General features: G+C 46.1%; 29 protein-coding genes. 18 read left to right on the top strand and 11 right to left on the bottom strand.

Annotated features, from left to right (window positions below):
- Positions 1-87: 87 nt before the first annotated feature.
- The 3 genes from J4N44_RS17380 to J4N44_RS17370 all read left to right on the top strand — a co-directional run bounded on the left by J4N44_RS17380 (position 88) and on the right by J4N44_RS17370 (position 2,218).
- Entirely contained in the window at positions 88-492 is a 405-nt protein-coding gene (locus J4N44_RS17380) for a helix-turn-helix transcriptional regulator (protein WP_005450005.1), read from the top strand.
- 60 nt (positions 493-552) lie between these two features.
- Positions 553-942: a VOC family protein gene (locus J4N44_RS17375; RefSeq protein ID WP_017818265.1), complete on the top strand. Its 390-nt coding sequence runs from the start codon at positions 553-555 to the stop codon at positions 940-942.
- 190 nt (positions 943-1,132) lie between these two features.
- Positions 1,133-2,218, top strand: a complete 1,086-nt coding sequence (locus tag J4N44_RS17370; protein WP_009695860.1) for a methyl-accepting chemotaxis protein — start codon at positions 1,133-1,135, stop codon at positions 2,216-2,218.
- A 105-nt stretch (positions 2,219-2,323) separates the two neighbouring features.
- Here the strand turns inward: J4N44_RS17370 and J4N44_RS17365 are convergent, their stop codons facing one another.
- Together J4N44_RS17365 and J4N44_RS17360 are read right to left on the bottom strand one after the other, a co-directional pair.
- Positions 2,324-3,334, bottom strand: a complete 1,011-nt coding sequence (locus tag J4N44_RS17365; RefSeq protein WP_252045518.1) for a zinc-dependent alcohol dehydrogenase family protein — start codon at positions 3,332-3,334, stop codon at positions 2,324-2,326.
- 95 nt (positions 3,335-3,429) lie between these two features.
- The gene (locus J4N44_RS17360; protein ID WP_252045517.1) at positions 3,430-4,029 is read right to left on the bottom strand and encodes a LysE family translocator; all 600 of its coding nucleotides are present in this window, start codon (positions 4,027-4,029) and stop codon (positions 3,430-3,432) included.
- Between the two features lie 121 nt (positions 4,030-4,150).
- On the opposite strand from J4N44_RS17360, the gene J4N44_RS17355 reads away from it, so the two are divergent.
- Positions 4,151-4,633 (top strand): Lrp/AsnC family transcriptional regulator, encoded by a 483-nt coding sequence (locus J4N44_RS17355; RefSeq protein ID WP_005450000.1) that lies wholly within the window; start codon positions 4,151-4,153, stop codon positions 4,631-4,633.
- Between the two features lie 41 nt (positions 4,634-4,674).
- On the opposite strand, the gene J4N44_RS17350 is transcribed toward J4N44_RS17355, so the two are convergent.
- Complete coding sequence (locus tag J4N44_RS17350) at positions 4,675-5,490, bottom strand: AraC family transcriptional regulator (RefSeq protein WP_017189843.1); 816 nt, start codon at positions 5,488-5,490, stop codon at positions 4,675-4,677.
- An 84-nt stretch (positions 5,491-5,574) separates the two neighbouring features.
- Between J4N44_RS17350 and J4N44_RS17345 the strand changes: the two genes are divergently transcribed.
- The 5 genes from J4N44_RS17345 to ompV all read left to right on the top strand — a co-directional run bounded on the left by J4N44_RS17345 (position 5,575) and on the right by ompV (position 8,578).
- Positions 5,575-5,817, top strand: coding sequence for a hypothetical protein (locus J4N44_RS17345; protein ID WP_009706629.1), 243 nt, complete (start codon positions 5,575-5,577; stop codon positions 5,815-5,817).
- Positions 5,818-5,872: 55 nt separating this feature from the next.
- Positions 5,873-6,565, top strand: coding sequence for an MOSC domain-containing protein (locus J4N44_RS17340; RefSeq protein WP_009706630.1), 693 nt, complete (start codon positions 5,873-5,875; stop codon positions 6,563-6,565).
- 200 nt (positions 6,566-6,765) lie between these two features.
- On the top strand, positions 6,766-7,272 hold the full coding sequence (locus tag J4N44_RS17335) for a GNAT family N-acetyltransferase (RefSeq protein ID WP_252045802.1): 507 nt from the start codon (positions 6,766-6,768) through the stop codon (positions 7,270-7,272).
- Positions 7,273-7,389: 117 nt separating this feature from the next.
- The gene (locus tag J4N44_RS17330; protein ID WP_005449994.1) at positions 7,390-7,599 is read left to right on the top strand and encodes a hypothetical protein; all 210 of its coding nucleotides are present in this window, start codon (positions 7,390-7,392) and stop codon (positions 7,597-7,599) included.
- A 202-nt stretch (positions 7,600-7,801) separates the two neighbouring features.
- Positions 7,802-8,578 (top strand): outer membrane protein OmpV, encoded by a 777-nt coding sequence (gene ompV / locus J4N44_RS17325; RefSeq protein WP_009695852.1) that lies wholly within the window; start codon positions 7,802-7,804, stop codon positions 8,576-8,578.
- A gap of 78 nt (positions 8,579-8,656) precedes the next feature.
- Here ompV and J4N44_RS17320 read toward each other — a convergent pair whose 3' ends face one another.
- The 5 genes from J4N44_RS17320 to J4N44_RS17300 form a co-directional block, all read right to left on the bottom strand.
- Entirely contained in the window at positions 8,657-9,895 is a 1,239-nt protein-coding gene (locus tag J4N44_RS17320) for a DEAD/DEAH box helicase (RefSeq protein ID WP_009695851.1), read from the bottom strand.
- A gap of 155 nt (positions 9,896-10,050) precedes the next feature.
- On the bottom strand, positions 10,051-10,593 hold the full coding sequence (locus J4N44_RS17315) for a peroxiredoxin-like family protein (protein WP_252045516.1): 543 nt from the start codon (positions 10,591-10,593) through the stop codon (positions 10,051-10,053).
- A gap of 235 nt (positions 10,594-10,828) precedes the next feature.
- On the bottom strand, positions 10,829-11,389 hold the full coding sequence (gene sigZ / locus J4N44_RS17310; protein ID WP_252045515.1) for an RNA polymerase sigma factor SigZ: 561 nt from the start codon (positions 11,387-11,389) through the stop codon (positions 10,829-10,831).
- 167 nt (positions 11,390-11,556) lie between these two features.
- Positions 11,557-12,732, bottom strand: coding sequence for a MalY/PatB family protein (locus J4N44_RS17305; protein WP_252045514.1), 1,176 nt, complete (start codon positions 12,730-12,732; stop codon positions 11,557-11,559).
- 159 nt (positions 12,733-12,891) lie between these two features.
- Positions 12,892-13,236, bottom strand: coding sequence for a hypothetical protein (locus J4N44_RS17300; RefSeq protein WP_005449978.1), 345 nt, complete (start codon positions 13,234-13,236; stop codon positions 12,892-12,894).
- A 163-nt stretch (positions 13,237-13,399) separates the two neighbouring features.
- Here J4N44_RS17300 and J4N44_RS17295 point away from each other — a divergent pair, with 163 nt between their 5' ends.
- Positions 13,400-13,927 carry a DUF2975 domain-containing protein gene (locus tag J4N44_RS17295; RefSeq protein ID WP_005449975.1) on the top strand — a complete coding sequence of 176 codons (528 nt, stop codon included), beginning with the start codon at positions 13,400-13,402 and terminating at the stop codon, positions 13,925-13,927.
- A gap of 11 nt (positions 13,928-13,938) precedes the next feature.
- Positions 13,939-14,154 carry a helix-turn-helix domain-containing protein gene (locus tag J4N44_RS17290; protein WP_005429033.1) on the top strand — a complete coding sequence of 72 codons (216 nt, stop codon included), beginning with the start codon at positions 13,939-13,941 and terminating at the stop codon, positions 14,152-14,154.
- A gap of 109 nt (positions 14,155-14,263) precedes the next feature.
- Here J4N44_RS17290 and uxuA read toward each other — a convergent pair whose 3' ends face one another.
- The 3 genes from uxuA to J4N44_RS17275 all read right to left on the bottom strand — a co-directional run bounded on the left by uxuA (position 14,264) and on the right by J4N44_RS17275 (position 17,463).
- The gene (uxuA, locus tag J4N44_RS17285; protein WP_005449973.1) at positions 14,264-15,451 is read right to left on the bottom strand and encodes a mannonate dehydratase; all 1,188 of its coding nucleotides are present in this window, start codon (positions 15,449-15,451) and stop codon (positions 14,264-14,266) included.
- A 129-nt stretch (positions 15,452-15,580) separates the two neighbouring features.
- A complete protein-coding gene (locus J4N44_RS17280) occupies positions 15,581-16,372 on the bottom strand; it encodes an FCD domain-containing protein (RefSeq protein WP_005449971.1) in 792 nt (263 codons plus the stop codon).
- Positions 16,373-16,479: 107 nt separating this feature from the next.
- The gene (locus J4N44_RS17275; protein ID WP_005449968.1) at positions 16,480-17,463 is read right to left on the bottom strand and encodes a TRAP transporter substrate-binding protein; all 984 of its coding nucleotides are present in this window, start codon (positions 17,461-17,463) and stop codon (positions 16,480-16,482) included.
- 321 nt (positions 17,464-17,784) lie between these two features.
- Here J4N44_RS17275 and J4N44_RS17270 point away from each other — a divergent pair, with 321 nt between their 5' ends.
- The 7 genes from J4N44_RS17270 to J4N44_RS17240 all read left to right on the top strand — a co-directional run bounded on the left by J4N44_RS17270 (position 17,785) and on the right by J4N44_RS17240 (position 25,070).
- The gene (locus J4N44_RS17270; protein WP_005449960.1) at positions 17,785-18,300 is read left to right on the top strand and encodes a TRAP transporter small permease; all 516 of its coding nucleotides are present in this window, start codon (positions 17,785-17,787) and stop codon (positions 18,298-18,300) included.
- 11 nt (positions 18,301-18,311) lie between these two features.
- On the top strand, positions 18,312-19,613 hold the full coding sequence (locus tag J4N44_RS17265) for a TRAP transporter large permease (RefSeq protein ID WP_005449959.1): 1,302 nt from the start codon (positions 18,312-18,314) through the stop codon (positions 19,611-19,613).
- Between the two features lie 95 nt (positions 19,614-19,708).
- Positions 19,709-21,172 carry a mannitol dehydrogenase family protein gene (locus J4N44_RS17260; protein WP_252045513.1) on the top strand — a complete coding sequence of 488 codons (1,464 nt, stop codon included), beginning with the start codon at positions 19,709-19,711 and terminating at the stop codon, positions 21,170-21,172.
- A gap of 12 nt (positions 21,173-21,184) precedes the next feature.
- The gene (uxaC, locus tag J4N44_RS17255; RefSeq protein WP_252045512.1) at positions 21,185-22,597 is read left to right on the top strand and encodes a glucuronate isomerase; all 1,413 of its coding nucleotides are present in this window, start codon (positions 21,185-21,187) and stop codon (positions 22,595-22,597) included.
- Positions 22,598-22,600: 3 nt separating this feature from the next.
- Entirely contained in the window at positions 22,601-23,578 is a 978-nt protein-coding gene (locus J4N44_RS17250) for a sugar kinase (protein WP_252045511.1), read from the top strand.
- Positions 23,579-23,587: 9 nt separating this feature from the next.
- Positions 23,588-24,217: a bifunctional 4-hydroxy-2-oxoglutarate aldolase/2-dehydro-3-deoxy-phosphogluconate aldolase gene (locus tag J4N44_RS17245; RefSeq protein WP_005429019.1), complete on the top strand. Its 630-nt coding sequence runs from the start codon at positions 23,588-23,590 to the stop codon at positions 24,215-24,217.
- Positions 24,218-24,545: 328 nt separating this feature from the next.
- A complete protein-coding gene (locus tag J4N44_RS17240; RefSeq protein ID WP_053049231.1) occupies positions 24,546-25,070 on the top strand; it encodes a YgjV family protein in 525 nt (174 codons plus the stop codon).
- Positions 25,071-25,074: the final 4 nt, after the last annotated feature.

The raw sequence follows: 25,074 nt of genomic DNA, 5'->3' as shown, positions 1-25,074 counted from the left end.
TTTTGAGTAAAGTGAGAAGTAGATAACCTCCACGAATCTGCTTCCAGTGTTAGACTAAAATCACTCTCTTTCGCTTTGTGAAATACGATGCCATCTCGCCCAAAAACCTTTTATGAACAAGAAATCGATCGCGTGTACAGCGAGATGCCGTTGAGCCCAAAACAGTACCTCCTGATCAGGCAGTCCAAGGCATTTATGGAAAAGCATCACTCAGAAAACATCGAGCTAAACGACTTAGCCAAAGCGGCTTTTATGTCACGCTTTCACTATGTGCGGATTTTCAAACAGATGTATGGTGTCACGCCGCGAAGCTATTTAAGGGATATGCGGATTAAAAAAGCCAAAGTGCTGCTCAAGGAAGGTCACTCGATTACGGATACTTGTTTTCAGGTTGGCTATGAGAGCTTAACCACGTTTTCGAGTGTCTTTAGAAAGAGCACAGGTTACTCCCCCAAAGCGTTTCAAAAAATATATAAAAGCAATCTAGAATAAGTTTTTGAGCCAAGCTTTCGCTATCTTTTACTTATTCCAAAACAGTAAAGGTAAATACCCGTGATCAGAATTTCCCTAACCAGCGTTCCTGTTAACGATCAAGATAGAGCTCTCGATTTCTATACCAATATCCTTGGTTTCATTAAAAAAACAGAAGTACCAATTGGTGAGCACAAATGGCTAACAGTGGTCTCTCCACAAGAGCAATCTGGCGTGGAATTATTGTTAGAACCGATGGCATTTGGTCCAGCAAAAGTATACCAAGACGCGTTGAAAGAAGCCGGAATCCCATGGACGTCGTTTGCGGTCGATGACCTGAATAAAGAATATGCAAGATTAACTGAGCTTGGCGTGCAGTTCTCAATTGAGCCACGAGAAGCAGGCACGGTCATGATTGCGGTACTTGACGATACCTGTGGTAACTACATCCAATTGATGCAAGAGCTTTAAAAACGGCTCATGAGCGGATAGAAAGAACAGAGGTTATCAGGTAAGCAACAAAATCTGAGACCTCTTGTTTGTATAAAGCCCTACCGAAAAAGTGTGATTACACCAAGCAAAGATATGAAAGTGATCGTGTATTCGATATCCAACTCGATTAGCATGGATTTTTTAACATCCTGTCACATTTATAGAACCTATGTTTGGATTAAAACGAATCAAATCAGAAAATGAGCTGCTAAAGCAAGAATTAGCAGACCTCAAACAGAAGTACCAAACTGACGTTGCTGCTCTGGAAAATCAGCTCCAAGAGGCTCAGCAGCTTGTTCGCTCCGCTCAACAGGAACACCACAATAGTGATGAGTTGATGTCGAGCAGTTTGAAAGGTGGAGATATGCTCCAAACCATTCGAACAGAGATGGTGGAGAGTGCGCAATCTATGGCGCATGAAAACCAAGAACTGCAACAACTAGATGAAATGTTTAAGCAGACTCATCAAGCTCTTGCTCGTCTTGATAACCGAGCCGTGAAGATCAGTACGCAAGCCTCACAAAGCATTGAATCTGTTCAAATATTAGATAAAACTGCCACTTCTATTTCCCTTCTTGTATCGACTATTCAAGAGATTTCTGACCAAACGAATTTGTTGGCATTAAATGCAGCGATTGAAGCAGCACGAGCCGGTGAAGCAGGCCGCGGATTTGCCGTGGTAGCAGATGAGGTAAGAAACCTTGCCGGCAAAGCCAGCGAAGCCAGTGAGCAGATTGATTCTTTGGTGAACCAAGTACTAACGCAAGTGAACGCGATTAAAACCTCGATTGATGAAAACCAAACTTGTGCTGAGGAAGTGTCTGCCTCTTCTGCGCAGATTGGTTCTATTGTCAACGAAGTGGTCGTGAAATCGGAACACATGCAACAGGTGATCCATATTGCTTCCACACGCGCTTTCTTGGATACGGTCAAACTCGACCACGCTATTTGGAAGAACAATATCTATCGTCTCCTACAAAAGGGCGCGTTTGGTGAAACCGTTAATAGCCACTCTGAGTGTCGCTTGGGTCAGTGGTACTACCGTGGCGATGGCAAGGCTTACAGCCACTTAAGAAGCTATGCATTGCTTGAAGAACCACACAAAGGCGTGCATGACGGTGGACGTGAAGCAATGAGCCAAGCCAAATCTGGCAACATGGCAGGCATGGTGACTGCAATTAACGCCATGGAAGACGCCAGCGAACAAGTCGTAGTACAAATCGATCGCCTAATGGATGAAATTATCGCGAGTTAAAGGCACCTCAATTGCTCTTGGCTAGAACACAAAAGGGATGGTGAATGCCATCCCTTTTTTATTCTTCAATTTACCCAGTAACCTCAAGGTGTTTGAATACAGTTACTACATGGTCAGAATGATTTTGCCTTGCAGCGTGACCGACTCATCTTCTATCAGCTCGAAGGCGCGCTGGAACTGTTCTAACGGAAGGTAGCAATCCACATCGAGTTGTATTTGGTGTTCCATAAAGTGTTCTAGCATCTCGGCAAAGACTTGTTTGCGAACGGTCTTACCAACCGACTCTTCCCAATAGCGCAAAAAGAACGTACTGAAGTCGATATTGTTTTGCTTCATACAAGCGAAGAAAGCTGGCTCATAAGGGGTGAGTGAAAGCGTTCCATAATTGATGTATATTCCCGAATTACGCACAATTTGGATGAGTTCTGTACCCAACTTGCCGCCAATGGCATCGAATGCAACATTGGGTTGAGGTAACTCTCGGGCATCAATTTGAGATTGCAGATCTTGCTTGCTATCTAACACTGCAATGGAATCGTATGGATAACGCTCTGGCGCGGAGCTTATCGCAATTAAAGTAAATCCAAGTGAGTGCGACAACTGAGCGAAGATCTTACCAATCGCAGAATTGCCCGCGTTGATGATCACCACGTCATCTTTACCTAACTTGGCAACGTGAGTGGTGATCACCCAAGCCGTCAGGGCATTGATATACAACTGGCACGCGTAGCCATTCTCAAGCTCTTCCGGCACTGCAAAGACATTCTCCGCTGGCGCATCGACATAGCTTTGCCAAGTCCCGCTTTGTGCCACCAGCACCTTTTGCCCGATGTGAAATTCGCTTTGGTGCGGATCGTTTATCTTAACCACACGCCCTACCGCTTCAAACCCGGGCACTCGCGGCGGTACATGCACACGACGATACTGCCCTACTCCCAGAATCGACAATCGGTCACTTGGATTAATGTTTGTGGCTTCGATTTGCACGCGCACTTTGCCCAAAGCGAGTAGCTCTAGCTCAACATGCTCCAACACCAATGACACACTTGGCGAGCCAAAGCTCAGTTGATTAACGCGAGTGTTTGTCTTATGCGAGTTGGTCTTGGTTAAGCTCATTTGGATACCACGGGACTGCTAGAGGAAGTATGACGCGCCATAGCGAAACGGGTATATAACGTTTTCTCGGCGCGCACGTCAAATTGGATAAGAGCTTAAACGGGCTGACTCAACATAAACACCACCACTAAAGCGAGACTGCTGCCCATGCATCGGTTCACCCATACCACCTTTTGTGGTGACTGAATAAAGCGATTCAATACTGTGCCAAAGTACGCCCACGCAAACATCCCCAGCACACCGGTTCCTACCATCACGCTAATGATGATCACCACTTGAGTCAGGTAATCATTGTTTGGCGAGATAAATTGAGAGAACACCGTCAGCGACGCAACCCAACTTTTCGGATTAAGAATTTGCACCCAAATGCCAGATAAAAAGCCAGACTTTTTCGCATTCAAATCGTTGTCGAGTTCCATTGTGGCAATCGACCATGCGAGATACAGCAGGTAGACCGCACCAATCCACTTCAACGCTGTGTACAAATCTGGGTAAAGGGTAAACAAACTGACAAGCCCCACACTTGCACCAACCAACATGATGATCACCCCGACTGCATTGCCCAATACAAACGGCACGGTCGCAGAAAACCCATATCGGCTTGAAATACCTAACAGCGCGACGTTACCTGCTCCCGGCGTTAAAGAAATAGAAACGGCAAACAACAAAAATGCCGCTAGCAATTGAGCACTCATGCACTCTCTCCCAAAAAGTAATCAACGAATATGGGAAACAGTTTAACGATTTGGGTAGAAAGAAAATTGCTATCTGCGCTACGATAAAAGTCAATTTGAGCAGACTATTTCTAATACAATTATGAAAAAGAAAGAATCCACCAATTTTGAATTGGATAGTACCGATTTCGCCATTCTTGACCATATTCAGAAAGATGGTCGCATGAGTAATTCCAAGCTCGCTGAAACCGTTAACCTGAGTGAAACGCCATGCTGGCGGCGCTGGAAAAAGATGGAAGAGGAAGGCTACATTGAGGGTTACGCCGCGAAGTTGAACCGCAAAAAGCTCGGCTTCCAAGTTTCTGGTTTTACTCTGGTTACCCTCGGCAGTCATGAGGTAGAAAACACCACGCCTTTTGAAGACTTTGTCGCAGAAACCGACTGGATCTTAATGTGTCACTGCATTGCTGGCAGCGCAGATTATATGGTGCAAGTGGTGGCGAGAGATTTAGACGAATATTTTGACCGCATCAGTGCTATTCGCCGCGTGAAAGGCATCAGCGCCATTCAATCCAACGTCTCCGTTAAGGAAATCAAGAGTACTTTCCAGTTGCCGTTAGAGTAGTGTGATGGACGAGACTGATGTTGTGGGCAAGATTGGACTCACTATCCCCGTCGACCATTCACGCGAAACTGTTGTGGGGTGACATCAAAATAGGCTTTAAACGCTTTGATGTAAGAAGAGTCGTTTTGATACCCCACTTGATCGGCAATGCTTTGGATCGAGAGCTCTTCATCTAGCAAAGAGAGCGAATAAATCAGCCGAATTTGTTGCCGCCAAAGTTGAAATGAGGTGTTGAACTCTTTGGAGAACAGGCGCGACAATGTTCGCTCAGATGCGCCTACTGTCTCTCCCCACTGTTTGAGTGACCAATCCAATGCTGGCGTGTCGGTCAGCGCTTCAAATATCAGCTTTAAGCGTCGGTCTTCTGGCAGCAGTAACTGAAAGGTCTGCACGTTATCTTTCATGATTTGATCATGCAACACGCCAAGCAATCGTGATACTTCCTCATCACTGACGACCCCTTCGCACTGGCGGCGTATTTCCTGTAACAACTCGTTTAAGAACGGTGTGAGAGTGATAGTTCTAACTTGATGCTCGTACTCAGTACCAAACTTAGGGTTTAGATAGATACCGACAAATGTCGTATGGCTTAGCGCGATGGATTCATGTTGAATACCCGCAGGTACAAACAGCGCAGAGGTATGAGGCACAAGGTGTTGGTAGTGCTCGGTTTTGGTTTGCAATAGCCCTTTGATCGGGAAAATGACTTGATGCCACGTGTGTTGGTGCAGCGCATCAATGTAACCTTTCGGCATGTCGATGGTCTTAACCAAAGCTGGAGAGTGAGGATTGGCAGCCATCATCTCATTGGAGGTCATGACACCGGAGTGAGAATCGATTTGGCGGGTTGGCATCATTAACTGTCCTTACATCCCTACTCTGACACAAGTTCACTAGGCTATCATGCTCGGCAAAGTGAATGAAGCCGTGAGGTGCAACGTATGCGATATCAAGTTGAAATATCCAAAGAAAACCAACTCTTATTCAAAGTCGATATTGATAACATCAACCAAGACAAGTGCGAAGCATCGCTTGAAACCGTGTTAACCAAGTTTCCTAAAACGGAAGGTTATCAACGTCATGTGTTGGTTTCAGATAGCGAAACGCGCTACTTAAAAAGCACAGAAAAGCGCATTGAAGTACTGGCAGCGATTCCGGTATTCAAATCATTGGGTGAGCGATAACGTGATTTTGTCTCACGCCGTTTGGCAAATCAGCTTTAGGTGATAAGGAAAGAATATGAAGAAGTTAGGCGTAGTTAACAGCGTATTAGCAGGTAAAACCGTTGCCTTTGCACATGGTGCGAAAAGTGCGATTAACAAACAGGTTCTACCTCAGCGTCAGCACGCAACAGAACTGGGTTTTACCAACGACGAACAAGGCGATCCGCGCTTTCATGGTGGGATTCAAAAAGCCCTTCATATTTACCCAAGCGAGCACTATCCGATTTGGCAACAAGAGTTGGGCGACAAAGCGATTTTCCAATCAGCTGGCGCGTTCGGTGAGAACTTAAGCTCAAGCGGCGTAACAGAAGCGTCCATTTGCTTGAAAGATAAGATCCGCATCGGCTCAACCTTGCTGGAAGTGTCACAAGGGCGTATGCCTTGTTGGAAACTCAACGTCCGCTTCGAGCAAAACGACATGGCGAGAAGACTGCAAGACACGCTTCGAACAGGCTGGTACTTCCGAGTGCTACAAGAGGGCGATATCGGTGCAGGTGACGAGATTATTCTGTGCGAAAGACCTTACCCAGACTGGTCATTGGCTCGCATCATGGGCGCAGTATTTACTGGTTGCCTAGATAAAACAGAGCTAAGCCAGCTAGCGGAACTTCCATTGGTTGAATCTTGGGGCAAGCTTGTTGAACGCCGCTTAGAAACCGGTGAAGTCGAAGATTGGGAAATGCGTTTGGTTGGTCCGACTGCGGGTTAATTCCCGTTTTGACTCCCCGAGAGAACAAAGCGTATCCCTTTCAATATTAGCCCCACGACCAAGTCAGTGGGGCGTTTGCTTTTTAGCCGTTCAAAACCGTAAATCTGTATTTAAGCTGGAACTTAGCAATTAACAAAGGTTAATGAATCCCGTACAAATACTCTTTATGTTGTACCCAAAATAATACAAGGGGAAGCATGATGCTCGAATGGAGAATTAAGAAATTCGCAGATCTGTCTGTTCAAGAGCTTTACGATTTTTTGCAGCAAAGAGTCAATATTTTCATCGTAGACATGAACACGCCATACAGCGATTTGGATGGTAAGGATAACCATCCCGACACCTACCACGTGATGGGGTATGATAACGAACGTCTGGTGGCTTATAGTCGTATTATGCCTCCGAAACTCGGATATCCCGTTGACGTTTTACCCTTGCTGAACTCTGATGCCAATGACGTGTGTATTGGTCGCGTTATCGTTGCAGAGGACTACAGAGGGAAAAACATCGGTAACCAATTGATGCAAGTGAGTTTCGATGCCACAAGAAAGATCTACCCGACCGACAGCATTTTTATATCCGCACAAGCGCACTTGAAAGACTACTACGGCAAGTTCGGCTTCGATGTTGTCACCGATAGCTACTTGGAAGACGGGTGCTCAATGTTGGGTCTTAGACACATTCCGAAAGTTATCTGCTCAGCATAAAACCATTCATCATCCTATACGTTCACTTATAACGCTATTAGGCGTTTTATCTCAAAGCCAAAACCGTCATCACTTTGCTCTGTATCGTGTATTGAAACAAAGCAAAGGAGAAAGGCAATGAGCGGACAGTTAGTAAGATTGGTTTTAAGATGGATGCATATATTGTGTGCGCTGTTGGTAGGTGCAGCGCTTTATTCACCGCTGAAGGCAAATGAAATGTTCATGACGTTAACGTTATTTGTACTTGTTCCCGTCGTTGCTATCACAGGCGTTATGATGTGGAAGCAAGGGAAAGTCATGAAGTACCTTCACCGCAAACCCAGTTAAACCATCTCAACGGCGATAGAGATCATCTATACCAATATCTCAACCATGCCTTCACAGCGGGCATGGTTCTACTTCTTAGCGTTTTTTTTAGGCGAAACCATACATTTCTTAAAGTCATCATTACACTTCCATACGCTCTGCTGATAGAGGGTTACAATTTTATTTTGTACAGTGTTCAAAACCAAACAACTGGGACAGAACAATGAACAAAACAATTATTGCATTATTAACGTTGACGGCTGCAGGCACGGCAACAGCGGGTGATACTTACATTCGTAACGGTAACATCTACAACAACGAAGGTGGCTGGATGGTCGAAGCTGGCGTAGTACAAGCGAGCGATCTTTTCAAAGACCAAAAACACAACACTGCGCCAGTTCTAAACGGTGGCTACCATGGTGAAGACTTCAACGCTGATTTAGGCGGTATTAACTACCGTTTCCTAGGTGACAACGATGAACTACTTAACATGAGTGCTTACGTGGTAGGTAGCGGTGTACCTCGTGATAGCGATGTAGCGAAAAGCCTAAAAGGTACGAAACGACGTGATATCGCGATCGATCTAGGTTTGAACGCAGATTTCAGACTTGATCCAAACAACGTGATCTCAACTTACCTACAACATGATGTATCAGGTGCTTACAAAGGCTTCCAAGGCGGTGCTACTTACTTCCATATCATGAATATCGGTAATGTTGATTTCGTACCATTTGCGAGCGTGTCTTACCAAAGCAAAGATTACGTTGATTACTACTTCGGTGTAACAGACAAAGAAGCACGTGCAAACCGCAAAGCATACAAAGGCGATGCAACCGTAAACTACGGTTTAGGTTACAAACTGGTAGTGCCAATCACTGAGCACTGGCAAATCAGCCAAGTATCACAATACACTCGTCTAGGTAGTGGCATCAGCGATTCTTCTATCGTAGACAGTGCAAACCAATGGGCAGTAGGCGCGACAGTTTCTTACAACTTCTAAGCACTACCCCTATTTAGACACACACTCCATTTAATTAAAAAGCCATCATTACGATGGCTTTTTTTTATTTGGTTTTGCTCATTTAGCTTTAGGCGCTTGACGTTTCGGCTTACCTTGAAACTGCTTAATGCTCTTTTTGGCATTGGTTCGGCGATTGGCTTTTTTATCACGTGGGGCGCGCTTGCTTTCGCCTGTTGATGGCTTATCCGTTACAGGGAAACCTTCAAGGTCTTGCGTTGGCAATTCACGTTGCGTCAAGTTACGGATCGCTGTAAGCGCTTCGGTTTCTCCATGGCAGACCAGCGACATTGCGACACCTTGCTCGCCAGCACGCGCTGTGCGCCCAACTCGGTGAACGTATGTTTCCGCATGCATTGGCAATTCAAAGTTAATTACTACTGGTAGTTGCTCGATGTGAATACCGCGAGCTAATAGATCGGTAGCGATCAACACCTGTGTTTGCCCGGACTTAAACTGCGCCAACGCTTCTTCTCGCTCTGCTTGGCTCTTATTACCGTGCAGCGCATTGGTTGTAATTCCAGCTTTGTTCAATTTCTTCGCCAAACCATCAGCGTTCTCTTTCGCGCCAATAAATACCAATACCTGCGCCCATGCATTTTGCTTGATCAGTTCAACCAACGCTTTGGTTTTGCTGCCTTTGTTGACGAGATACAGCGTTTCGGCAATAGCTTGATTGGTGCTGTTTTCTTGATGCGCTGCTACCTGTTTTGGTGCGTGCATGAGTTGCTTGGCTTTGCCCTTCAACTCATCAGAAAACGTTGCTGAGAACATCGCGGTTTGACGCTGGTTTGAAATCTGCCCTGCAATATTTTGCACGTCTGGCCAAAAGCCCATATCCAGCAAACGATCCGCTTCATCCAACACTAGATAATGGATATTACTCAGAACCAAACCGTTGTTCACCAGATCAACTAAACGACCGGTTGTCGCCACAAGAATGTGGGGATTTGACGCAAGTGCTTGTAGTTGCTGCTCTTTATCAACACCACCACACAAACACACTGCGTTGAGACCAATAGATTGACCAACTTGGTTAATCGCCTCGCTCACTTGTGTCGCCAGTTCACGTGTAGGTACTAGAATCAGCGCTTTTTGCTCTGGATTTACACTTAGCTTTTCCAACAAAGGCAAACCATACGCAAGGGTTTTACCACTGCCTGTATTTGCCAATGCCAACACATCTTTACCACTGAGTAGCTCAGGAATAGCCAAAGCCTGAATATCAGTTGGCTTCTTAAAGTCTTTTGGCAGTGCGTGAATCAGCTCAGAACTCAAAGAGAGAGTAGAAAATGGCATTAGCTTAACCTTGTGCTTTTGATTGAAGAGGCAGTAAAAGATGCGATAAATCGCAGGCGCGGACTTTACCACAATCTAGGAGACGAACAATCCAATTTTAGAAGAGGAAGTCTGCGAACGTTGTTGGTTTTTAATGCCTCAAACCAAAACAGTGATTAGATTGCCGCTTGGTAGGTACCACGAATAGGGTAATCATTTTCTGGGTTACGGATAAACGCCAACCCTGAGAGCAAGACTTCTAGGTCAGGTCGAGCGAATGGACCGTTGGAAATATCGACTAACTGAACTTGTCCTTTACTGTTCACCACCAACAAACCTGGCTCTGCAAAGAGATGGTTTGTCTCTTTTTCTGAGCGAGGCTCCGAGATATACAAACCTAGCGTTTGCATCTGCTCTACTGTCAAACCATAAGCCACTGGGAACGTGACGGTCAGTTGCTCCATATGCTGCTCTAGCTGTGCTTGGCTATCTGCGGACACCGCTACGATATCCATCCCGAGTTGTAAGAATCGCGCTTTTAGTGTCTCTAGTTGGTTGAGATAGCGAGTACACAAAGGGCAATGTTTGCCACGGTAAACCACCACTAAACGCCAATCGACATTCTCTGAAGGCTTACCTAGCTCGATAGTATCGCTATTTAACGTTGGTAGAGTGATAGAGGGAAACAAATCACCTGCGGTAAATTTCGTCGTTGTCATTATTCAGTCCTATTTACTTCACATTGTTCACGGTAAAGCGGGCGCGACACAGGTTGGAGTGGAGGGCATTGCTGCCCTCACATGTCGCGCCCTAATCAAGAGACCGGAGTTATCATCGAATGTATTCGTTACATTTGTCAGAATTAATACGTTCAATAACCACAACTTTTAAAAATGTGAACGCAGAGCCAAAACTCTGCGCTTTTACATTGTAAATCGAGCGGATATTTTAGCTTTATGCCACTTCAGCACTATACATTTGAGCCATGTGAAGGCATTGCGGTTCTGGTGAGAAATCAACGATACCTCCTCGCCCAGCTTCAACATTACAGTACTCAACTAACAAGGCTTTGAGCTTAACTCGACCGCGCTGAATTCGGCTTTTCGTCGCAGAAAGCGAAAGCCCCAACTGATCCGCTACCGTTTGTTGAGGCAAACCATCGAGTTCAGACAAAATCATGGCTTGGCGATATTTCTCTGGTAGGCACTCAAACATTGGGCGCAAACAATGCCCCATGGTTTGTAGATTCTCCAGCTCTATCGGCATTTCCTCTTCAATCTGATTGTCTATCAGCTCTTCATAACTTTGCTGCGTACGATAGTGATCCATGATCGCGTTGTGCGTGATGCGATATAACCAACTTTTAATTTTGCTTCGCGCTTCTAACTGGTCGATCTTTTGACTCGCCTTGATGTACACCTCTTGCAAAATGTCATCGGCTAAATCTGGATCACTGGTCTGTTTGACAATGTAGTTTTTGAGCTGCTCTTTGTGTGCCAACCACTCTGCTAACATGCGACGGTCTCTATACATAAAACAATAATTCGATATTAATCGAAATATAAACCATATGGCAAGTATGACATAGACCGCTAAGACTCAGACTCAACCGCGCCATCTGCTAGCGCTTTGATACCTTTAGTGATGGTTTGTGTCATCGTTTTATTCTCCTACCACTTCACTTATTTACGTTTATCGACAGCGGCTTTAAGCAACTCAAACGAGGTTTGAATTTGCTCTAAAGAACAAGCGAAGTTCATGCGGTAGTAGTTTTCATTGGGTTCACTAAACCAAGTACCTGGCGTTAGCGCCATTTTGGCTTCTTCTGTCAGCAAGGCTTTTAACTGAGAAGGTTCCAATTCTAAACCAGAAAAATCCAACCAAATTTGGTTGGTTCCTTGTGGCGGGAACGCTTTCACCAGTGGCAAGTTGTGCTCAATAAACTCAATAATCCAGTTACGATTGTTTTGCGTGTAGGCATAAAAACCTTCAAACCACTCTTTACCTTGTTGGTAAGCCGCAATCGTCGCGTAAGTGGTAAACGCATTGCCATGATCGATAGACAGTGAAGCTGACGTCGCTTTGATTTTCTCGAAAAGTGCTTGGTTATCGCTGTAAATATAACCGTTAGAGATGCTGTTCAAACCAAAATTTTTCGCCGGCGAGCCAATGATCGTCAGGCTGTTTTCATAACCTAATGAAGTCATACTGGTAAAGGTGGAACCTTCAAACACAATGTCGGCATGCACTTCATCGCTGATGATCATCACCTTGTATTTCTCAGCTAACGCCACCATGCGCTCTAGTTCTGCTTTCGTCCAAACACGCCCCACTGGGTTATGAGGGTTGCACAGCAAAATCATTTGCACTTCACCACTTTTCAACTGATTTTCAAGCAGCTCAAAGTCCATCACGTAGTAGTCGTTTTCAATTTTCATTGTGTTGCCCACAACAGTACGACCCGCAGATTCAATTAAACGTCGGAATTGATGATAAACCGGTGTCTGGATCAGAACGCCCTCACCTTCTTTGGTGAACTCGCGAATCAGTAGCGCAATCGCACTCAGTACGCCCGGCACTTGAACAAAGTTATCAGTGCTAAGCTCAAGACCATGCAAATCCTTATTCCAATCAGAAATGGATTGAAAGACCATCTTACTATCAAACTCGTATGAGAAGGTTTCACGGCTGACAAGTTGCTGCATCGCTTGCGAAATAGGTGATGCAATAGGAAAGTCCATATCGGCAATCCAATACGGTACGACTTGGTCTGTTCCGTACACTTGGTTGAGCATTTGGCTATCGTGCTTGATGAATTTATCTTTAATGTCTGAACGCGTTGGTTGCGGCTTGAACATGGAATTCTCCGGTCAAAATAGTTGTGTCTAATAAGACGACATCGCAAAGAAAAAGACGCAGATTATTTGCAACTCTTCATTATAAAAGTGACTTTCGATCACTTTTTACGCCAAGAATCATAGTGTTAAAGAGCAAAAATTCACAATAAATAACTGTGGTTAATCAAAATCCCATGAGAAGCCAACACTAACATCGCCATCGTCATTCGACTGCATGCGGGTTTTAATGTTGCTGTTTGGAAAATGCGTGATGTAGCACTCGACGTTTTTCTTTTTGTTCGCATCGGCAAGAGATGTGAATTGCTCTTCTGTCCCTCGCGTACATTTATCATCGGTAAAAGCGTCATGTTTTGGCGTTGTATCCAGCGCGTATGGAGAACTCTCCCATGTATTGCTCTCTTCAAGATTGTAGTCTTTTGCCAAATCATCCAAAAAAATACCCTCAGCTAAGCTAGGAGCAGATACCGTTAGCAACGTCGTTGTAAAAAAAATCGCCTTATTCATTCCCCGTACCTTTATTCATCAATTTTATAAATCCACTTGGCAACATTAAATACTCGCATTAAGAAAAGCAATAAAAAATTATCGTAAAACGATAAGTTTTTATTGCGATATTATTTTTAACTGATTAGGATGAGCGAAAATTAAATCTGATATGAGGTTTGTCATGTCTCAACATTCCATAAGCAACTTTAGTCGTAAGCTACTTATCCTATTTTGGTTTTCTATGATCTTCACGGTTGTGCTCAATACCGTCTTTTGGTTTGGGGCAACTATGTTTGATGCGGAGTGGTTTCACGCCACCTTTCCTATTGAAGTGGCGCTCCCTCTTTCCGTTACGCGTTCTATAATTGGCTACTTCCCAAGCATGATCTCAACACTACTGACAGTGGCCTTACTGTGGCAGCTCATCGTCCTTTTCCGTTTGTATGAGAAAGGGCAGATTTTTGAACGCCAAAATACGGAGTGTTTCAAGAAACTCAGCTACTTACTGATCGCAACACCGTTTATTGAAGTCACGATGGACGTGCTTCTTAGCTTGGCTTTGTCGTACAATGACGGGAATTGGAATGTGTCAGCGGAAGTAGACGACAGCGACATTACTATGATGGTCATCGGTTTTATTGTCCGAGTCATCGCTGTAGTGATGGATAGAGCAGTCGAGCTACAAGAAGAAAGTGAGCTGACAATTTAAGTGAATGGTATATGGCGATTGTAATCAACTTGGATGTAATGCTGGCAAAACGGAAGATGCGCTCTAATGAACTAGCGAAGCTCATTGGTATTACTGAACAAAACTTATCGGTACTCAAAAATGGTCGTGCTAAGGCGGTTAAGTTAGCCACTTTGGAAGCCATATGTACGCATTTAAATTGCCAACCAGGTGATATTTTAGAGTTTGTGCCGGATGACGACGATTAACACCCTTCATCCCTAATCAGCTTAAATAAAAACCGAAGCATTACGCTTCGGTTTTTTGCTTTTATTAATATAGTTTGATGACACTCTCTGGTGTGCTTAATAAATTCAATTACTTAGTGTAGAAAGCGCGTTTTAGTGCCATCTCTAGACCACGCACTTCCGCAAGACCTTTCAAGCGACCGATGGCTGAGTAGCCTGGGTTGGTCTTCTTCTTCAAATCATCCAGCATTTGGTGACCATGGTCAGGACGCATAGGAATTAAACGGTGATCGCCCACTTCTGCGCGGCGTTGTTCTTCATCCAAAATTGCCATCACCACATTGTACATATCTACATCGCCATCAAGGTGCGCCGCTTCGTGGAATGTCATCGGGTTGCTTTCTTCACGTTTGGTTGAACGCAAGTGAGTGAAGTAAACACGGTCACCGTGCTTTTTAATCATTTTCACTAGGTCGTTGTCACCACGAACACCGTAAGAGCCGGTACACATGGTTAAACCATTCATTTTGCTTGGTACTTTTTCAGTCAACCAATCAATATCTTCGATGGTTGACACAATGCGTGGCAGGCCAAGAATTGGGCGCGGTGGATCGTCTGGGTGTACCGCCAACTTCAAACCATGCGCTTCACACACTGGCATGAGTTCTGCCAAGAAGTGCGCCATGTGCTCACGGAGTTTGTCTTTGCTGATGCCCGAGTAACGGTCCAATTGTGCTTGGAACTCTTCTAGTGTGTAACCTTCTTCTGCGCCCGGCAAACCAGCAATGATGTTGCTTGTTAGTTGTTGAATTTGATCCGCCGTCATGTTGTTGAAGTATTCAAGGGCTTGCGCTTGCTCAGCTTCGGTATAATCCGCTTCTGCACCCGGACGCTTAAGAATATGCAGCTCAAATGCCGCAAATGCGATTTGGTCAAAGCGTAGCGCTTTAGAGCCATCCGGCATTTCAAATTCAAGGTCTGTACGCGTCCAGTCGAGTACTGGCATAAAGTTGTAGCAGACCGTATCTACGCCGCACTCAGCAAGATTACGCAGCGTTTGTTTGTAGTTGTCGATCCATTGTTGGAAGTTGCCCGTCTGAGTTTTGATTTCTTCGTGAACAGGAACACTTTCAACCACCGACCACGTTAAGCCTTTCTCTTCGATGATGGCTTTACGTTTTAAAATCTCTTCTTTAGACCACACTTCACCATTTGGAATGTGATGCAAGGCATTCACAATGCCTGTTGCGCCTGCTTGACGAATATCGTCTAGCGACACAGGGTCATTCGGACCGTACCAACGCCAAGTTTGTTCCATGACACTCACCTTTTTTAAGACGCACTCAGCCCGCTCGAATTTATCAAGCTAAGTGCACAACGACTTCTTAATATGCAGCCACGATAATGCAGCTGCGCTGACTAGAGCCGACCGAAGCCGGCAATGTGGTTAACCGTTTTCAGCGCCCTGCAGAACAACAGGGTTGGAACTGAATAAGTAACCATCAAAATTCGGGTCATCGATGTCAGACAGCTCCAACAGGCGCTGTTTAACGTTTTCAAGGTGTTGCCACATGGCATTTTTTGCAGCGATTGGATCTTTACGCTGCAATGCGGCAAGGATTTTGGCGTGATCGTCTAACCACTCTTCACGGTAGTCTTGACCAGCAATGTGAGAATGAAGTTTATTCCACATTGGGCTGCTCTCACGTCGCTCCCAAGATTGCTTCAGCATGTCCACCAGCACAGAGTTTTGAGTTGCCTCTGCAATGCACATATGAAACTTCTCATCACCGTTACAATCTGCGGTGCCGCTGGCGAGTTCTTCTCGTTCTAACTCAAGGGCTGCACGCATTTTCACGATGTCGCCTGGCGTTACTTGCATCGCTGCAAATTCCGCAATGTTACTTTCAAGCAACTGGCGAGCTTGGAGCATTTCAAACGGACCGGCATCATCGCTGATCACGTTCTCACGGGAGTTCGGTTGAGATGGAATATTGATAACATACACCCCAGAACCTTTCTTCACTTCGACAAGGTTTTCCAGCTCCAGCATGATGATCGCTTCACGCACTACTGTGCGGCTAACGTCGAGACGTTCTGCGATATCGCGCTCAGGCGGCAGCCTATCTCCGACCACGTAACGGCCATTGATAAGTTCTTGTCTAAGGACTAAACCGATCTCTTGATACGGTCTTTTCGGTTCAAAAGGCATCATGATGATATTATCACTATATTCCATCTAACTTCTCACGCCATCATAACGACCAATAACAATTGGTCAACCTCTATGTACCAGAATGTGGTAACACCTTGTTTTCGATTGTTTATTACTAATTACTTTGTGAATTACTTAACTGCTTTGATCTTCTCAACCAGTTCATTTAATTCAGGATTTGTCTTTTCTAAGTCCGCGTACATTGGTTGAACCGCTTCAACGAATGCCGCTTTATTTGGTTCAACAAAAGTTACGCCCATCTTTTCAGCTTTTGTACGCTCTTTTGCTTCTGACTCAGCCCACAATTTCTTCATGTATTCAGAAGAGTCTGCAGCTGCTTTCATCAGTGCTTTTTGCTGCTCAGGAGTTAGCTTGTCGTACGTTTTAGTCGAAATAACCAATACGTCTGGCACCATGGTGTGCTCGTCTAGGCTGAAGTATTTCGATACCTCACTGTGACGGCTCAAGCTAAATGATGGGATGTTGTTTTCCGCTGCATCCACCACGCCTTGTTGTAATGCAGTGTATAGCTCACCGTATGCCAATGGTGTTGGGTTACCACCTAACGCTTTTACCATCGCAATCGCAGATGGGCTCGGCTGTACACGCACTTTCAGACCTTTTAGATCTTCAGGCGTATTGATTGGCTTGTTGGTGTAAAAGCTACGAGCACCAGCATCGTAGTAAGTCACACCAATAAAGCCGCTGTCTGCTGAAGAATTCAGGATTTCACGACCTACTTCACCGTCGGTCACTTTGTAGTAGTGGTCTTTATCGCGGAACAAGTAAGGCATGTTGAATGCCGCATAAGCTGGGGAGAAAGCTTCCAATTCTGCCGCGTTACTCTTCACCATATCCAGAGCACCGTTTTGCATTAGCTCCATCGATTCACGCTGAGTGCCTAACTGCGCATCAGGGTAGATACGGATACGAACTTCACCGTCTGTCATTTCACGAACTTCTTTTGCCATAAAGTCCATTGCTTTATGTACTGCATGGTCACGAGGGTGGTTGTGACTTAGCTTCAAAGTGGTCGCAGCATAAGCAGAAGCAGTGGCGCCGAAGGTCATTGCAGCACCTACTACAGCGCTTAAAAGAGTCTTACGCGTCATCATTGTTCTATTCTCCTTGGATTGGTTGTCCAATATGTAGGGTAGTTTTAATTTTTCACGGTATTTCTTGTTTCGAGGTCATTATTGGCGATCGAAAAACCTATCGTCAAAACAAAAAAGCAAATTGATTGACCAAAATCACAATAAGAACCCTTAAATTGGTCAACCAATCCATTTGTGAACCTGCTCACGTGACAACCAAATCGGCTAACTTATAATCCGACCAGAAAGATTAGCGTATGTTACTGCCCTACACAGAAACACATTCTTACATTGGTAAACCAATTGTTATGAGATACGCGTATTTACTGAAAGGAAACTAAAATGAATAAATTGGTCAAATACATAAATAGAGGGTTGGCCGCCTTTACCATCTCTCTGTCGACCTTCCTCGTTTTTTGCGTGGTCTGGCAAGTGCTATCTCGTTACGTTATTGGTAGACCAAGTACCGTGACCGATGAACTTGCTCGTTATCTCTTTATGTGGGTAGCCCTTATTGGTGCCGCATACACCACTGGTCTGAAACGTCACCTTGCTATCGACTTGCTGACAATGAAGCTGCAAGGCAAACGCAAACTCATCAATGAAATCGTCATCCAAATTGCCATTGCCCTGTTCTCTTACGTGGTATTGGTTCACGGCGGTACTCAACTGGCGATGAAAACACTGGCTACGGGTCAGTTAACGCCAGCACTAGGCTTGGAAATGGGCTACATCTACTTCTGCCTTCCAATTAGTGGCGCACTGATGATCTTCTACTCGGCGGTATTTGCTTTTGACCGCATCAAACAATTGACGTCTGGTGAAGCCCTACTCACCGACACCCAACTTGATCAATAGAGGGTTCCACAATGGAATGGCAATTAATTCTTACCCTATTCGGTAGCTTCGCAGTCCTGCTTGCGATTGGTGTACCGGTCTCTTTTGCTATCGGCTTGTCGTCGTTAGCGACCATTTTAATGAGCTTACCGTTAGAGCCTGCTATCGCCGTTGTGGCGCAGCGTATGGCGGCAGGTCTCGATAACTTCGCCCTATTGGCTATCCCGTTCTTTATCTTGGCGGGCAACATCATGAACCAAGGCGGTATCGCACTTCGCCTGATTAACTTTGCTAAAGTTTTAGGTGGCCGTCTTCCTGGTTCTCTAGCACACGTAAACGTGATGGCGAACATGATGTTTGGCTCTATTTCTGGCTCAGCGGTTGCGTCTGCTGCAGCGGTTGGCGGTACTATGTCTCCACTGCAAAAGAAAGACGGTTACGATGAAAACTTCTCTGCCGCAGTAAACATTACGTCTTGTCCTTCTGGTTTGTTGATCCCACCAAGTAACACACTGATCGTGTTCTCATTAGTGTCTGGTGGTACGTCTATCGCAGCATTGTTCCTAGCGGGTTACATTCCTGGCATCTTGATGGGTCTGAGCATCATGGTAGTGGCAGGCATTATTGCGAAACGTCGTGGTTACCCAATCGCAGCACGCCCTTCTCTTGCAATGGTTTGGGATACGTTCTTAAAAGCAGCGCCATCTCTGGCACTGATTGTGATCATCATGGGTGGCATTATCGGCGGTATCTTCACCGCAACAGAAGCCTCAGCTATCGCGGTGGTGTACACCTTCGCCCTTGCAGTACTGATTTACCGTGAAGTGAAATGGCGAGACCTTCCTAAGATCATCCTAGAATCTGCAGTCACCACCTCTATCGTATTGCTGTTGGTTGGCGCATCTATGGGTATGTCTTGGGCAATGGCAAACGCTGATATTCCTTACATGATCGCAGACGCTCTACTGGCTATTTCAGATAACCCACTGATGATTCTTCTGATCATCAACATCATTCTGCTGATTGTTGGTATCTTCATGGATATGACACCAGCGGTACTGATCTTTACGCCAATTTTCCTACCAATCGCGCTGGATATGGGCATCGACCCAGTGCACTTCGGCATCATGATGACGTTCAACTTGGCTATCGGTATCTGTACCCCACCAGTAGGTAGCGCGTTGTTCATCGGTTGTTCTGTGGCGAACGTTGCCATCGACAAAGTAATTAAGCCTCTACTTCCATTCTACGTTGCACTGATTGCGGCACTAATGGCAGTGACCTTTATTCCTGAACTAAGCCTGTTCTTGCCTAACCTTGTTCTTGGCTACTAAGCGCTTAGTGACAAGCTCTAGAGTTACGATCTCTAGATTCGAATGATTAAAATAAACCATCCCGCAGGTTCGCCTGCGGGAAAAGGGATACCAAAATGAAGACTATTTCGAATTCCACTCTGAATGACCACGTTCTGCTTCCGGACTACGACCGCTCAACGCTTAAAAGCCGTATTGTTCACCTTGGTTTTGGTGCATTCCACCGAGCGCACCAAGCTCTATTCACCAATGAAATGCTAAGCAAAACAGGCTCGGATTGGGGCATTTGCGAAATCAACCTATTTGGTGGTGAAGAGTTAATTCAATCGCTGCGCGCACAAGACCACCTCTATACAGTGGCAGAAAAAGGCGCAGAATCGACAGAGGTAAAAGTGATTGGATCAGTGACCGAATCACTCCACCCAAGCCTCGACAGCATTCAAGCGGTGTTAGAAAAAATGACAGAGCCACAAGTGGCGATCGTTTCAATGACGATTACCGAGAAAGGCTACTGCGCCGACCCAGCGACGGGCACGCTTGATAAAAACAATCCGCTAGTCATTGCTGACCTTGCCAACCCAACGGAGCCAAAATCGGCACTGGGTTACATCGTGCAAGCGCTGAAGATGCGCCGTGAACGCGGTCTGACGCCATTTACCGTGATGTCTTGCGATAACGTGCAAGAGAACGGTCACGTAGCAAAAGCAGCGGTACTTGAGTTCGCTCAACTGCTCGACCCAGAATTGTGTGACTGGATTGAAACCAACGTTACCTTCCCTTGCACCATGGTTGACCGCATTGTGCCAGCAGCAACCGAAGAGACACTGACTGAAATCGCTGAGCTACTTGGCTGTGAAGACCCGTGTGGCATCGCTTGTGAACCTTTCCGCCAATGGGTTATCGAGGATAACTTCGTGGCAGGTCGCCCGGATTGGAACGTGGCTGGCGCAGAATTTGTTGCCGACGTTGTGCCTTACGAAGAAATGAAGCTGCGCATGCTAAATGGTAGCCACTCATTCCTAGCCTACCTAGGTTACCTTGGCGGTTACGCGCACATCTCTGACACCATGACAGATGAAGGCTACCGTAAAGCGGCATTCGACATGATGATGCAAGTGCAAGCTCCTTCGCTGACCATGCCAGAAGGCACCGATTTAGAAGGCTACGCCAAGCTGCTTATCGAGCGCTTCACTAACCCAAGCTTGAAACACAAAACATGGCAAATCGCGATGGATGGCAGCCAGAAGATCCCGCAACGCATGGGTGGCAGCTTACGATTCCATCTTGCTCAAGGTTCTAACTTCTCTTGGTTGGCAACAGCAATTGCAGGTTGGATGCGCTACGTATCCGGCGTGGACGAGCAAGGCAACGACATTGATGTTCGCGATCCAATGGCAGAGACACTACGTCAGATTTGCGACCAACACGGCTTGAACGTTTCTGTTGTGCCTGCGTTGCTCGCGGTTGAAGCCATCTTCCCTGCAGAGCTTGGTCAAAACCCACAAGTGATTGATGCGGTGAGCAGTGCTTACCAATCTCTAATCGATAACGGTGCTCGTGCCACTGTCGCTGCGTTGTAATAGGAGTTAACGATGAAGAATTTCTTGTGTGAAGACTTTTTACTCTCAAACGAAACTGCACGTCGTTTGTACCATGAGCATGCGTTCCACCAGCCAATTTATGATTACCACTGCCACCTAAACCCAGCGGAAGTGGCGCAAAATCGTCAGTTCGATAACTTGGGTCAAATCTGGCTTGAAGGCGATCACTACAAATGGCGTGGCATGCGCTCGGCAGGCATTGAAGAGCGTTTGATTACGGGTGATGCGAGCGATTACGACAAATACATGGCGTGGGCGAAGACGGTTCCTCAAACCTTGGGCAACCCGCTTTACCACTGGACGCACTTAGAACTGCGTCGCCCATTCGGCATTACCAATACGCTGTTTAGCCCAGACACCGCTGACCAAATTTGGCATCAATGTAATGAGCTGCTTGCGACACCTGAATTTACGGCTCGCGGCATCATGCAGCAAATGAACGTCGTAATGGCGGGCACGACCGATGATCCTATCGATTCACTAGAACACCACAAAGCGATCGCAGAAGACGACACCTTTAACGTTAAAGTACTGCCAAGTTGGCGTCCGGATAAAGCGTTCAAGATTGAATTGGACGTGTTTGCGGATTACATGCACAAACTGGGCGAAGTAGCAGACATTGAAATTCGCCGCTTTGATGATTTATTGAGTGCGCTTGATAAACGTTTGGCACACTTCGATGCACATGGCTGTCGTGCGGCAGACCACGGCATTGAGATCGTCCGTTACGCGCCGATCCCAAGCGAGGCTGATTTAGATGCGTTGCTGACCCGTCGTTTGAATGGCGAAGTATTGTCAGAGCTTGAATGTGCGCAATTCTCTACCGCAGTTCAAGTTTGGCTCGGCAAACGCTACGCGCAATTGGGCTGGGTCATGCAGCTTCATATTGGCGCGCAGCGCAACAACAGCACACGCATGTTCCAACTACTAGGTGCTGATGCTGGCTTTGACTCGATTGGCGATCGCCCATTTGCTTTTGAACTGGCACATCTATTGGATGAAATGGACCAAACCAATGAGCTGCCTCGCACCATCCTTTACTGTTTGAACCCTCGTGATAACGAAATGATGGCGACCATGATTGGTAACTTCCAAGGTGGCGGCATCGCGGGCAAAGTGCAGTTTGGGTCAGGTTGGTGGTTCAACGACCAGAAAGACGGCATGCAACGCCAAATGGAACAGCTTTCTCAACTTGGTTTACTCAGCCAATTCGTCGGTATGCTAACGGACTCGCGCAGCTTCTTGTCTTACACTCGTCACGAATACTTCCGCCGCATCTTGTGTGACATGGTCGGTCGTTGGGCAGAGAACGGCGAAGTTCCAAATGACCTATCGTTGCTTGGTCCTATGGTTGAAGACATCTGTTTTGGTAACGCAAAACGCTACTTTGAAGAGAGGGCGTAACCAATGAAGCACATCGCCATTATTGGTGAATGTATGATTGAGCTGAATGGCAAACCGTTCGGCTCAATGCATCAAACATTTGGTGGGGATACGCTCAACGCTGCGGTTTATTTGAGCCGCGGCTGCGAAGCCAATAGCAAACCTGATGAAGTTAAAGTCTCTTACGTTACGGCGCTTGGCAATGACCCAATCAGTACGGGCATGCTGACTCGCTGGGAAGACGAAGGCATCTCAACAGACTTAGTGCTGCGCGATGAGATTCGCACGCCGGGTTTGTATCTGATTCAGCTTGATGATCAAGGAGAGCGTACGTTCCTATATTGGCGCAATCAATCAGCCGCACGTTACCTACTTCAACATCCAAACTTTGGAATGGTTAAACAAGCATTAACTCAAGTGGATGCGGTGTTTCTCAGCGGTATCTCTTTAGCCATCTTGCCAGAAGAAGACCGAATTTCACTGCTCAACTTATTGGTCGAACTTAAAGCCCAAGGCGTTGAAATCGCGTTTGATAGTAACTTCCGCCCAGCGCTATGGCCTCAAGACGATAATCAAACCGTCAAAAATGTGTACCAAGCCATGTATCAACTGACGGACGTTGCCTTGGTGACTTTTGATGATGAACAATTGATCTGGGGTGACGAAGCACCAGAGCAAACCATTGAACGCCTTACCTCTCTTGGCGTAGGCAAATGCATCGTCAAGCTCGGCGCAGATGGCTGCTTGGTTCAAGACTCAACAAATCAGGGTTCGAGCGCGGATCTGGCTCCACAAGCCGTGCCGACCCAACCAGTCGCTCAAGTGGTGGACACCACATCGGCGGGCGACTCATTCAATGGTGGCTTTTTATCAGCATACCTTGCTGGCGCCGATCTCGCGACCTCATGTCAAAGAGGTAACGCACTGGCAGGTGCTGTGATTCAACATCACGGTGCCATCATTCCCAAAGCATTCACACAACCGGCGCTTGGCGTCGTTTAAGGAACACTCATGTCTAGTATTAAAGAACAATTGAAAGCTCTTAAAGTCATCCCTGTTATCGCCATAGATAAAGCAGAAGACATTATCCCACTGGGTAAAGTACTGGCAGAGAACGGACTACCAGCAGCTGAAATCACCTTCCGTTCAGCAGCGGCTGCAGAAGCGATTCGCCTACTGCGTGAAACCCAGCCAGACATGCTGATTGGCGCGGGTACGGTGTTGAACCGCGAGCAAGCAATTGCAGCAAAAGAAGCAGGCGCAACCTTTATCGTATCGCCTGGCTTTAACCCAAATACCGTTAAAGCGTGCCAAGAAATCGGGATTGATATCGTACCGGGAGTGAACAACCCAAGCACAGTTGAAGCCGCACTGGAAATGGGATTAACCACCTTGAAGTTCTTCCCTGCCGAAGCCTCTGGCGGCATCAACATGGTGAAATCACTGCTTGCGCCATACACCGACATCGAACTGATGCCTACTGGTGGCATTAACCCTGCGAACATCAAAGATTACTTAGCTATCCCACGCGTATTAGCATGTGGCGGTACGTGGATGGTAGATAAGAAACTGATCGAAGCGGGCAACTGGGAAGAGCTTGCTCGCCTAACTCGCGAAGCAGTAGCGCTTGTGAATGAGTAATGATTGGTTAGTAATCTCAAGGCTCTTGGGTAACCCCTTAGCGATTTAGATAAAGTGCCCAGCCCTCCCTTTGTGGAGGGCTGATTCATTCAAAGCATGGCTCAATTGATTGGGTTATCGCGATAAGTAGATTCCTGATCTCGCCTAGGCTCGTCGGAATGACGATATGACAAATATCTCCCGATTCGTCATCCTGAAAAGCGAGGCACGAGCGTGATTCAGGATCTACTCACAGAGTGAATCAAACTCTATAAGGGCGGCAACTTTGAAGGATGCTCATTCGCTTACTCACTTAACGAGATGACTTTGCAACACTCTAGGGAAATAAATGGAAAACTGGTTAGCACAAGGCATTGGTGGCATCGCGTTTATGGTTGGCGTGATGGCATTCTGGCAAAAAGACGACATGCGCTTTCGCTATCAGATGATGGCGTTTTGTTTCATCATGGGTATTCACTTTACCCTAATGGGCGCAACCGTCGCTGCCATTGGCGTGATCATTAATGGCATTCGCAGTTTCGCCTCAATCAAAACCCAATCACGCAAAGTGATGTGGTTCTTCATTGCTCTTATGTGGCTGATGACCCTACCAAACATCACCCACTTTTTTGAGCTACTTACAGTAATAGGATCGTCCGTCGCCACTTGGGCACTCTTTTCCAAAAAAGGCATCACCCTACGCAGCTTAATTTTGTTTAATTCCTTCTGCTGGGTCAGCCACAATATTTGGCTTGGCTCTATCGGTGGTTCATTGGTCGAGAGTACTTTTATCATCACCAATTTACTGACCATATATCGCTTGTATCAGTCGAGTAAAAATAATAACCAGACACAAACTTTAAATCAGGACTAATGTA

The organism is Vibrio sp. SCSIO 43155 (genome assembly GCF_023716605.1).
Lineage (GTDB): Bacteria > Pseudomonadota > Gammaproteobacteria > Enterobacterales > Vibrionaceae > Vibrio > Vibrio harveyi.
This window is presented reverse-complemented; position numbering and strand designations above follow the sequence as displayed.

Bases quoted from the DNA above. Each gene is read 5' to 3' on its own strand.
- J4N44_RS17380 (WP_005450005.1), top strand. From the start codon at position 88: ATGCCATCTCGCCCAAAAACCTTTTATGAACAAGAAATCGATCGCGTG.
- J4N44_RS17370 (WP_009695860.1), top strand. From the start codon at position 1,133: ATGTTTGGATTAAAACGAATCAAATCAGAAAATGAGCTGCTAAAGCAA.
- J4N44_RS17365 (WP_252045518.1), bottom strand. From the start codon at position 3,334: ATGAGCTTAACCAAGACCAACTCGCATAAGACAAACACTCGCGTTAAT.
- J4N44_RS17360 (WP_252045517.1), bottom strand. From the start codon at position 4,029: ATGAGTGCTCAATTGCTAGCGGCATTTTTGTTGTTTGCCGTTTCTATT.
- J4N44_RS17355 (WP_005450000.1), top strand. From the start codon at position 4,151: ATGAAAAAGAAAGAATCCACCAATTTTGAATTGGATAGTACCGATTTC.
- J4N44_RS17350 (WP_017189843.1), bottom strand. From the start codon at position 5,490: ATGATGCCAACCCGCCAAATCGATTCTCACTCCGGTGTCATGACCTCC.
- J4N44_RS17345 (WP_009706629.1), top strand. From the start codon at position 5,575: ATGCGATATCAAGTTGAAATATCCAAAGAAAACCAACTCTTATTCAAA.
- J4N44_RS17340 (WP_009706630.1), top strand. From the start codon at position 5,873: ATGAAGAAGTTAGGCGTAGTTAACAGCGTATTAGCAGGTAAAACCGTT.
- J4N44_RS17335 (WP_252045802.1), top strand. From the start codon at position 6,766: ATGCTCGAATGGAGAATTAAGAAATTCGCAGATCTGTCTGTTCAAGAG.
- J4N44_RS17330 (WP_005449994.1), top strand. From the start codon at position 7,390: ATGAGCGGACAGTTAGTAAGATTGGTTTTAAGATGGATGCATATATTG.
- ompV (WP_009695852.1), top strand. From the start codon at position 7,802: ATGAACAAAACAATTATTGCATTATTAACGTTGACGGCTGCAGGCACG.
- J4N44_RS17320 (WP_009695851.1), bottom strand. From the start codon at position 9,895: ATGCCATTTTCTACTCTCTCTTTGAGTTCTGAGCTGATTCACGCACTG.
- J4N44_RS17315 (WP_252045516.1), bottom strand. From the start codon at position 10,593: ATGACAACGACGAAATTTACCGCAGGTGATTTGTTTCCCTCTATCACT.
- sigZ (WP_252045515.1), bottom strand. From the start codon at position 11,389: ATGTTAGCAGAGTGGTTGGCACACAAAGAGCAGCTCAAAAACTACATT.
- J4N44_RS17305 (WP_252045514.1), bottom strand. From the start codon at position 12,732: ATGTTCAAGCCGCAACCAACGCGTTCAGACATTAAAGATAAATTCATC.
- J4N44_RS17300 (WP_005449978.1), bottom strand. From the start codon at position 13,236: ATGAATAAGGCGATTTTTTTTACAACGACGTTGCTAACGGTATCTGCT.
- J4N44_RS17295 (WP_005449975.1), top strand. From the start codon at position 13,400: ATGTCTCAACATTCCATAAGCAACTTTAGTCGTAAGCTACTTATCCTA.
- J4N44_RS17290 (WP_005429033.1), top strand. From the start codon at position 13,939: ATGGCGATTGTAATCAACTTGGATGTAATGCTGGCAAAACGGAAGATG.
- uxuA (WP_005449973.1), bottom strand. From the start codon at position 15,451: ATGGAACAAACTTGGCGTTGGTACGGTCCGAATGACCCTGTGTCGCTA.
- J4N44_RS17280 (WP_005449971.1), bottom strand. From the start codon at position 16,372: ATGGAATATAGTGATAATATCATCATGATGCCTTTTGAACCGAAAAGA.
- J4N44_RS17275 (WP_005449968.1), bottom strand. From the start codon at position 17,463: ATGATGACGCGTAAGACTCTTTTAAGCGCTGTAGTAGGTGCTGCAATG.
- J4N44_RS17270 (WP_005449960.1), top strand. From the start codon at position 17,785: ATGAATAAATTGGTCAAATACATAAATAGAGGGTTGGCCGCCTTTACC.
- J4N44_RS17265 (WP_005449959.1), top strand. From the start codon at position 18,312: ATGGAATGGCAATTAATTCTTACCCTATTCGGTAGCTTCGCAGTCCTG.
- J4N44_RS17260 (WP_252045513.1), top strand. From the start codon at position 19,709: ATGAAGACTATTTCGAATTCCACTCTGAATGACCACGTTCTGCTTCCG.
- uxaC (WP_252045512.1), top strand. From the start codon at position 21,185: ATGAAGAATTTCTTGTGTGAAGACTTTTTACTCTCAAACGAAACTGCA.
- J4N44_RS17250 (WP_252045511.1), top strand. From the start codon at position 22,601: ATGAAGCACATCGCCATTATTGGTGAATGTATGATTGAGCTGAATGGC.
- J4N44_RS17245 (WP_005429019.1), top strand. From the start codon at position 23,588: ATGTCTAGTATTAAAGAACAATTGAAAGCTCTTAAAGTCATCCCTGTT.
- J4N44_RS17240 (WP_053049231.1), top strand. From the start codon at position 24,546: ATGGAAAACTGGTTAGCACAAGGCATTGGTGGCATCGCGTTTATGGTT.